This is a genomic window from Aureimonas sp. ME7 (genome assembly GCF_903970965.1).
Lineage (GTDB): Bacteria > Pseudomonadota > Alphaproteobacteria > Rhizobiales > Rhizobiaceae > Aureimonas.
On sequence record NZ_CAJCKW010000019.1, the window covers coordinates 20,900 to 27,731 of the forward strand.

The 6,832-nt window shown below is 68.1% G+C and carries 6 protein-coding genes; 4 read left to right on the forward strand and 2 right to left on the reverse strand.

The annotated features are described in order from the left end of the window. Window positions 1-24 precede the first annotated feature (24 nt). Window positions 25-2,328 (forward strand): polysaccharide biosynthesis tyrosine autokinase, encoded by a 2,304-nt coding sequence (locus H7A85_RS19415; protein ID WP_182422190.1) that lies wholly within the window; start codon window positions 25-27, stop codon window positions 2,326-2,328. Between the two features lie 19 nt (window positions 2,329-2,347). Further along, window positions 2,348-3,142, forward strand: a complete 795-nt coding sequence (locus H7A85_RS19420) for a hypothetical protein (protein WP_182422191.1) — start codon at window positions 2,348-2,350, stop codon at window positions 3,140-3,142. Between the two features lie 21 nt (window positions 3,143-3,163). Here the strand turns inward: H7A85_RS19420 and H7A85_RS19425 are convergent, their stop codons facing one another. Both H7A85_RS19425 and H7A85_RS19430 read right to left on the reverse strand, forming a co-directional pair. Then, window positions 3,164-3,952 (reverse strand): metallophosphoesterase family protein, encoded by a 789-nt coding sequence (locus H7A85_RS19425; RefSeq protein ID WP_182422192.1) that lies wholly within the window; start codon window positions 3,950-3,952, stop codon window positions 3,164-3,166. Window positions 3,953-4,042: 90 nt separating this feature from the next. Further along, window positions 4,043-4,378: a hypothetical protein gene (locus tag H7A85_RS19430; protein WP_182422193.1), complete on the reverse strand. Its 336-nt coding sequence runs from the start codon at window positions 4,376-4,378 to the stop codon at window positions 4,043-4,045. 178 nt (window positions 4,379-4,556) lie between these two features. Here H7A85_RS19430 and H7A85_RS19435 point away from each other — a divergent pair, with 178 nt between their 5' ends. Both H7A85_RS19435 and H7A85_RS19440 read left to right on the forward strand, forming a co-directional pair. Beyond that, the gene (locus tag H7A85_RS19435; protein WP_182422194.1) at window positions 4,557-5,528 is read left to right on the forward strand and encodes an NAD(P)-dependent oxidoreductase; all 972 of its coding nucleotides are present in this window, start codon (window positions 4,557-4,559) and stop codon (window positions 5,526-5,528) included. Window positions 5,529-5,622: 94 nt separating this feature from the next. Further along, complete coding sequence (locus H7A85_RS19440) at window positions 5,623-6,756, forward strand: hypothetical protein (protein WP_182422195.1); 1,134 nt, start codon at window positions 5,623-5,625, stop codon at window positions 6,754-6,756. Window positions 6,757-6,832: the final 76 nt, after the last annotated feature.

The following is a 6,832-nucleotide window of genomic DNA, read 5'->3' on the forward strand; positions in this document are numbered from 1 at the left end:
ACCCAACGGATAGGTAGGGCTCGCATGCTTCAGGACGTCAGATCTCCGGCTGGTCGCCAGCCGGCGTTGGACCTCGACGCCGCGTCTGGAGCGGGAGGCGGGGCCGATTTCATCGATTTCGACCGGATTCTTGCGATCGCCCGCCGCCAATGGCGGGTGGTGGCGGTCTTGGGCGTGGCGGGTGCGCTGCTTGGGCTGGCCTATGTCGCGACGGCCGTGCCCCAGTTCACGGCCTCCAGCAACCTCCTGATCGACACCGGCGGCAACAAGCTGCTCGACGAGCTGTCGATCAGCGGCGTGAGTCTGGCCGACGAAACGACGATCCTCAGCCAGGTCGAACTCCTGCGCTCCGACGAGATCGCCGGCGACGTGGTCGATCGGCTGGATCTCCTCAACAACCCGGTCTTCTCCGAGCCCTCCGCATCCCCGATCGCCGCCATCCGCGGCGCGCTTGGCTCGGTCTTGTCGCTCGTCGGTCTGTCGGGCGACGACGACGTTGTTCAAAGCGCACAGGAAAAGCGGCAGCTCGCGGTCGAGGCACTCGTCAAGAACCTCGGGGTCGAGCGTGTCGGGCGCTCCTCGGTGCTCGAAATCTCCTACACGTCGCCGGATGCAGCGCTCGCCGCCCAGATCGCCGACGCCTTCGCCAACGCCTATCTCGCCGACCAGTTGGACTCTAAATACGAGGCGACGCGCCGCGCCAGCAGCTGGCTGCAGCAGCGGATCGAGGAGCTGCGCCAGCGCTCGCTCCAGTCCGATCAGGCGGTTCAGGCCTTCCGCGCCGAGAACGGGCTGATCTCGGCCGGCGGCCAGCTCGTCAGCGACCAGCAGCTCAGCGAGCTCAACACGCAGCTGATCACCGCGCGCAACGAGGTGTCCACCGCCAAAGCCCGGCTCGACCGCATCCAGGAACTCGTCACCAGCGGCGACACCAATGCCGTGGTCGCCGGCTCGCTCGACAACAGCGTCGTCAACGCCCTGCGCACCCGCTATCTCGACGCGGCCAAGCGCGAGGCCGACATTTCCAACCGGCTCGGCCGCGACCACCAGCAAGCCGTGCGCCTGCGTCAGGAGATGGCCGAATACAGCCGCCTGATGTTCGGCGAACTTCAGCGCCTGTCGGCGAGCTACCAGGGCGACTATCAGGTCGCGCTGGCGCGCGAGCAGTCGCTCCAGACGAGCGTCGAGCGTGCCACCGGCGTCAGCGCCGCGGCCAACCAGCAGCAGGTGCAACTGCGCGAGCTCGAGCGCGAGGCCGATACCTATCGCAACCTCTACCAGACGTTCCTGCAGCGCTACCAGGAAGCCGTGCAGCAGGAATCCTTCCCCGTCACCGAAGCGCGCATCATCACCAAGGCGCAGCCGCCGCTGAAGCCTTCCAAGCCCAAGAAGCTGATGCTTCTGGCGCTGGCGACGATCCTTGGCCTCGGCGCCGGCGCGGGTCTGGGCGCCTTCCGCGAGTTCCGCGACCGCTTCTTCCGCACCAGCGAGCAGGTCAAGGATTCGCTCGGGCTCGAGCCGCTCGGCCTCGTGTCGCGCGTCGCCCACGCGGCGGTCCCCCGGCCTTCGCCGGAGGAACTCAAGAGCCGCGACGATGGCCGCCTTCTCGTGCGCACCAGCAACGTCTCGCGCTACGTGGTGGACCATCCGATGTCTTCCTTTGCCGAAACGATGCGCGGCAGCAAGATCGCGGCCGACCTGACGATCGACAGCGACGGAGGCAAGGTCATCGGCGTCGCGTCCGTCCTGCCGGGCGAGGGCAAGTCGACGGTGGCCGCCAACCTCGCCTCGTTGCTGGCGCTCCAGGGCGCGCGCACGCTGCTGATCGACTGCGACCTGCGCAATCCCGGCCTGACGCGCGCTCTGGCTCCGCATGCGACCGCCGGCCTGATCGAGGCGCTTCTCGAAGACCGCCCGATCGAGACCGTCACCTACCGGGACTCCGACACGGGCCTCCTGGTGATTCCCGCCGTCGTGCAGCGCCGGATTCCCCATACGTCGGAGCTTCTGACCTCGCATGCGATGTCGACGCTCCTGAAAGACGCCCGCCAGAAGTTCGACTACGTGGTCGTCGACCTGCCGCCGGTGAACGCGGTCGTCGACGCGCGCGCCTTCGAAAGCCGGGTCGATGGGTTCGTCTTCGTGGTGGAATGGGGCCGGACCGCACGCCGCGTCGTTCGCTCGGCGCTGGCCGGCAACCCGCGTATCGCGGACAAGTGCCTCGGCGTCGTCCTGAACAAGGTCGATGCGGACAAGATGCGCTACTACCAGGAGTTCGGGTCGAACGAATACTACAATGCGCGGTACGCCTCGTACTACCGCGAGTAGGAACCGCGTCCGCTCGCTGATGGGCGGTGCGGCTCGAATCGCCCTTGCCGCCGCGTTTCTCTGCGTGGCCGCCCTCTGCGCGGCGATTTCCGTGGCGAACTGGAACGCGGCCGTGGCGGGGCGCAGCCTCGCGGCGCTCGCCGGGCGCATCGAGCGGCGGCAGCCCGTTTCGCTGGCGAGCGTCGAGAACGCGCTTCCCGCGATCTCCGCGCAAGCCGCCGCCTCCTCCTGCAACGACCGGATGAACCGCGCGGCGCTGACCGTGTCGTCGGTCGCCCAGCAGGCGATGAATCAGGCGCAGTCCTTCGAAGATTGGTCGGCCGGTCTTGCGCGCACGTCCGGGATTCTCAGGCGAGGGATCGCCTGCACGCCGACCAACGGCAACTTCTGGGCTCGTCTCGCCCTGACCGAGCGCGCGGCAGCGCCCACCGCGGTAAGCATCAGCCGCTTCATGGCGATGTCGGAGCGCCTGGCGCCGGCCGAAGCCGGCAGCCTGATGGCGAGGGCCGAAGTGTGGCGCACGAGCCCCTGGCTGGACGGGGCGGCGGCCGAAGCGCGCGCGCGCGATCTTCGAACCATCCTGGCGCGCGCGCGCGCGGCCGATGCCGTGAGGATGCTGCGTCAGGCCGATCCGGCGATTCGGGACGAGGTTCGCGCCTATCTCACGGACCTTCCGCCGAAGCAGGCCGCCGAACTCGAACGGATCGGCCTTCTGGAACCCCGCAAGGGCCCGGCCGAATACGCGCCGCCTCGCGAAATCTTCGACAACCTGTTTCCGCGCCCTCCCGAGGAGACCTCTCCGGACCTGCCCTGACCGACCGGATCGGCCGCGCGGTCAGGCTTCGGAGGACAGGGTGAACATGCCGTCTTCGCCGAGGCGAAGCGCCAGGAGTTCGCCGGTCCGGTGCGCGTCGCGGTCGATGCCGATGCGGCCCTTGATCAGGCTGATCGTCTTCGTCACGCTATGACCATGGACGACGATCCGCTCGCCCCATTCGGGGCCTCGGCTGAGAAACGGCTCGCGGATCCAGAGGAGGTCGTCGTCCCGCTGCCGATCCGGCGCGACGCCGGGGCGAACGCCCGCATGGACGAACACGAAGCGATCATTTGCGGCCAGAGCCGGCAGCGCTTTCAAGAAGCCGATCTGCTCGGCCGGAATGGCCTCCGCCAGAAGCGCCAGGAGCCGATCGGGTCGCTTCCGGTATGTCGAGAAGACATGGGCGATATCGATTCCGTAGGCCGCCAGCGTCTCGATGCCGCCCATGCCGAGCCAGGGATGCTGCAATCCGGGGCGCTGGAGGAAGTCCTGCATCGCCGCCTCGTGGTTTCCGCAGAGGCAAAGGCGAGGCAGGCCGGTCGCCGGTCGGGACAGATGGGCGAGCGTGTCCGCCGATCGCGGCCCCCGATCGACATAGTCGCCCAGAAGGATCGTGAGACTGGGTCCCTCCCGCACGGACGCATCCTCGGCGATCACCCTTTCGAGGCGAAGCAGCGCGTCCAAATGTCCGTGAACGTCGCCGATCGCATAGATCGTCCTCAGTTTCGGCGACAAGGTGACGCGCGGGCGGCGAGGCACCGTTTCGCCCGCTAGGGACGAGGCAAGGCGCGAAGCGAAGGCCTTCAATCGCGATCGGGGCGGAACAACGGATGGCGGCATGAGATCCGATTCGGGGGAGAAGAAGCGTCGGCCCGGCCGGTTGGCGCCGGCCGGCCGTCAGGCCGAACGTGCCGCCGCCGCCTCGTCCGCTTCGCCCGCGCGGTCCTGGCGCAGACCGACTGCAAGGCCCGCCAGGGTGCGAAGAGCCGCGCCGGGCGCGGGCTCCGCCGCTTCAGTGGGTTCAGCAGTGGGCACTAGGATCGTATGGCGCTGGACGAGATCCTCGGCCTGCCGGCGGATCGCCTCGGACGGGTCCGTCCGGCCGATCCAGCGCGCCAGCCGCCCCCAGACGCCAGCCCTCATCGTCTGCCCGGACAGTTCTTCGATCTCGGCCATGCGCCGCCAGAACTCGGCCTCGGCCTTGGGATCGGTCCATATGCGGTCGTGAGGCATCGTTCGAATCCAAGAGGGCGCCGGTCGGGAACTTCCGCCATAGAACGGCATCAAGCTTGCCTTTCCCTTTCGAATTTTAACGAAACCCGCTCCGGACCGGAAGCCGCATTCGTGTTGCATCGCGGCCATGCTGCATTGCATATAAGACGAGGCATAGCGAACAAGGGTCGGAACCGGGATGAAGCAGGCGATCGTGTTCGGCGGGGCAGGGTTCATCGGCTCCCATCTCCTGCGCCATCTGCAGGCGGACGGGGGATACGACCGGCTGGTCAGCGTCGACATCGGGGAGCCGGTCCTGCGCGTCGAGGGCGTCGAATATCGGCGCGGCGACATCCGCGAGCCGCTGCCCGCCGAGCTCGACGGGCGCTACGACGAACTCTACAACCTCGCTGCCGTTCACCGAACGCCGGGGCACGAGCCGCACGAATACTACGTCACCAACGTCGCCGGGGCGCTCGAGGTCTGCGCCTTTGCGCGGCGCAACGGCGTGAAGCGGGTGCTCTTCACCAGCTCGATCGCGGTCTATGGTCCGGGCGAGGACCTGAAGACGGAAAGCTCGCCCCCCGAGCCGACTTCGGACTACGGGCGTTCCAAGCTCTTGGCCGAGGATATCCACCGGCAGTGGCTCGCCACGGAAGCGGATGCCCATCTCGTCGTCGCGCGGCCGGCGGTGATCTTCGGCAAGGGCGAGCGCGGCAACTTCACGCGCCTCGCCGGGGCGCTGAGGAAGGGGACGTTCGTGTATCCGGGGCGGCGCGACACGATTAAGTGCTGCGGCTATGTCGGCGAGATGGTGCGTTCCATGCAGTTCGCGATGGGCCTCGGCGAGCGCGAACTCCTCTACAACTTCTGCTTCCCGCATGCCTACACGATCGAGGAAATCTGCCAGACCTTCGTGCGTGTGGCCGGCTACAAGCCGCCGCGCGGCCTGATTCCGCTCGCGGCCATGAACGTCGCCGCGCTTCCCTTCGAGGTGGCGAACCGCGCGGGCGTGTCCAACCCCATCAGCCGCGAGCGCATTCTCAAGCTGGTGCGCTCGACGCGGGTCGAGCCGGAAGCCCTTCTTCGACGCGGCTTCACCTTCCGCAACGACCTGGAAGGCGCCCTGCGCGACTGGCAGGGCGAGAGCCGCAACAACATCCTCGTCTGAGCGGGCGGCGTTTTCCCACCGCTTTTCCACGTCCGTCCGACCCGACCCACCATCAGGCCCGCACTCCGAGCGGAATTCATGGTGGGACGACAGGATGACCGGACAGATCGAAAACGCAACGCATCGCACGCTGACCCATGTCCTCGGCCATGACGGCGCCGGACTGTTCGGCCGGCAGGGGGTCGAGGACCTCCTGAGGCGCCCTTTGAGCGCGCCGCGCAATCGCCGCGTCATCGCGGTGGGCGACAGCTTCATGTTCCGGCACACGTTCTCGTCGGGCAACGGCGTATGGAACGCGTTGCCCGGCGGCGCCGGCAACCGCTATCTCGCGGTCGGCGAGCTCAACTGGCTGCGCTACCTGACGCATCAGTCCTTCGATTTCGACGGCTCGGGCAACTACGGCATCGTCGGCCAGAAGACGGCGGAGATCGCGGCGCGCCTTCCCGCCATCCTGGCTTTGGACGAGGCCGACACGATCGTCATGCCGTGTTCGATCAACGGCTTTCTCGTCGACAATCCGGACGTCGTCACGCAGGAACTGGCCGCGCTCGACATCGCCTACCAGCTCTGCCGCGCGGCCGGCCGGTTCCTGATCCTCGAGACGCCGTCGGCGGGCGGCGACGGCGGCGGCGGCGCGTTTCCCAACGCCAACATGAACCGCGCGCGCCTTCACGTGCGCCGGACGATGCGCGAGATCTATCGGGGGAGGCCGGGCGTCGTCGTGACTGATATGGAGCCGGGCTATGCCAACCCGGCGTCGGGCGACGGGCGCGCGCTCGACGGCATGGTGACCAACCGGGCGGGCGGCGCGGCGGCGGTGCCGATCCACACGACGGGGCTCGGTGCCTACCGGCGTGCGCTGCGCCTCCTGCCGATCTTCCTGGCACGCTTCCCGCAGGCCTCCGGCCTTGCCGCGATGACCAACACCGACAATTACGACGTGGTCTTCAATCCGGGCGGCAGTCGCAATTCCAATCCGGCGCTGGATGCCGGCGGAGGCACGCCGGGCACGGGCGGCACCGGGACGCTCGCCTCGGGCTGGAGCGGCGGGCACGGCGCCGACACCGGCCACACGCGCGCTTATTCCAAGGCGACGGGGCCGAACACGGGGCGGCCGGTTCAGCGCATCGTGCTCGGGGGCACGATGATGTCGAACGCGGAAGTCGCGCTTCTCCTGATGACCCTGGCTGTGTCAAAACCCTGCGCGTGCTATTCTCGTCGGGGTTGACGGGAGGGTGGCATGGGACGCTTCGTTGTCGGTGCCGATCGCGATCAAGCGACTCTGTTTCCGCCCTGCCTTGAGG

Excerpts from the sequence above, each read along its gene's own strand:
- H7A85_RS19415 (WP_182422190.1), top strand. The coding sequence starts at position 25 with ATGCTTCAGGACGTCAGATCTCCGGCTGGTCGCCAGCCGGCGTTGGAC.
- H7A85_RS19420 (WP_182422191.1), top strand. The coding sequence starts at position 2,348 with ATGGGCGGTGCGGCTCGAATCGCCCTTGCCGCCGCGTTTCTCTGCGTG.
- H7A85_RS19430 (WP_182422193.1), bottom strand. The coding sequence starts at position 4,378 with ATGCCTCACGACCGCATATGGACCGATCCCAAGGCCGAGGCCGAGTTC.
- H7A85_RS19435 (WP_182422194.1), top strand. The coding sequence starts at position 4,557 with ATGAAGCAGGCGATCGTGTTCGGCGGGGCAGGGTTCATCGGCTCCCAT.
- H7A85_RS19440 (WP_182422195.1), top strand. The coding sequence starts at position 5,623 with ATGACCGGACAGATCGAAAACGCAACGCATCGCACGCTGACCCATGTC.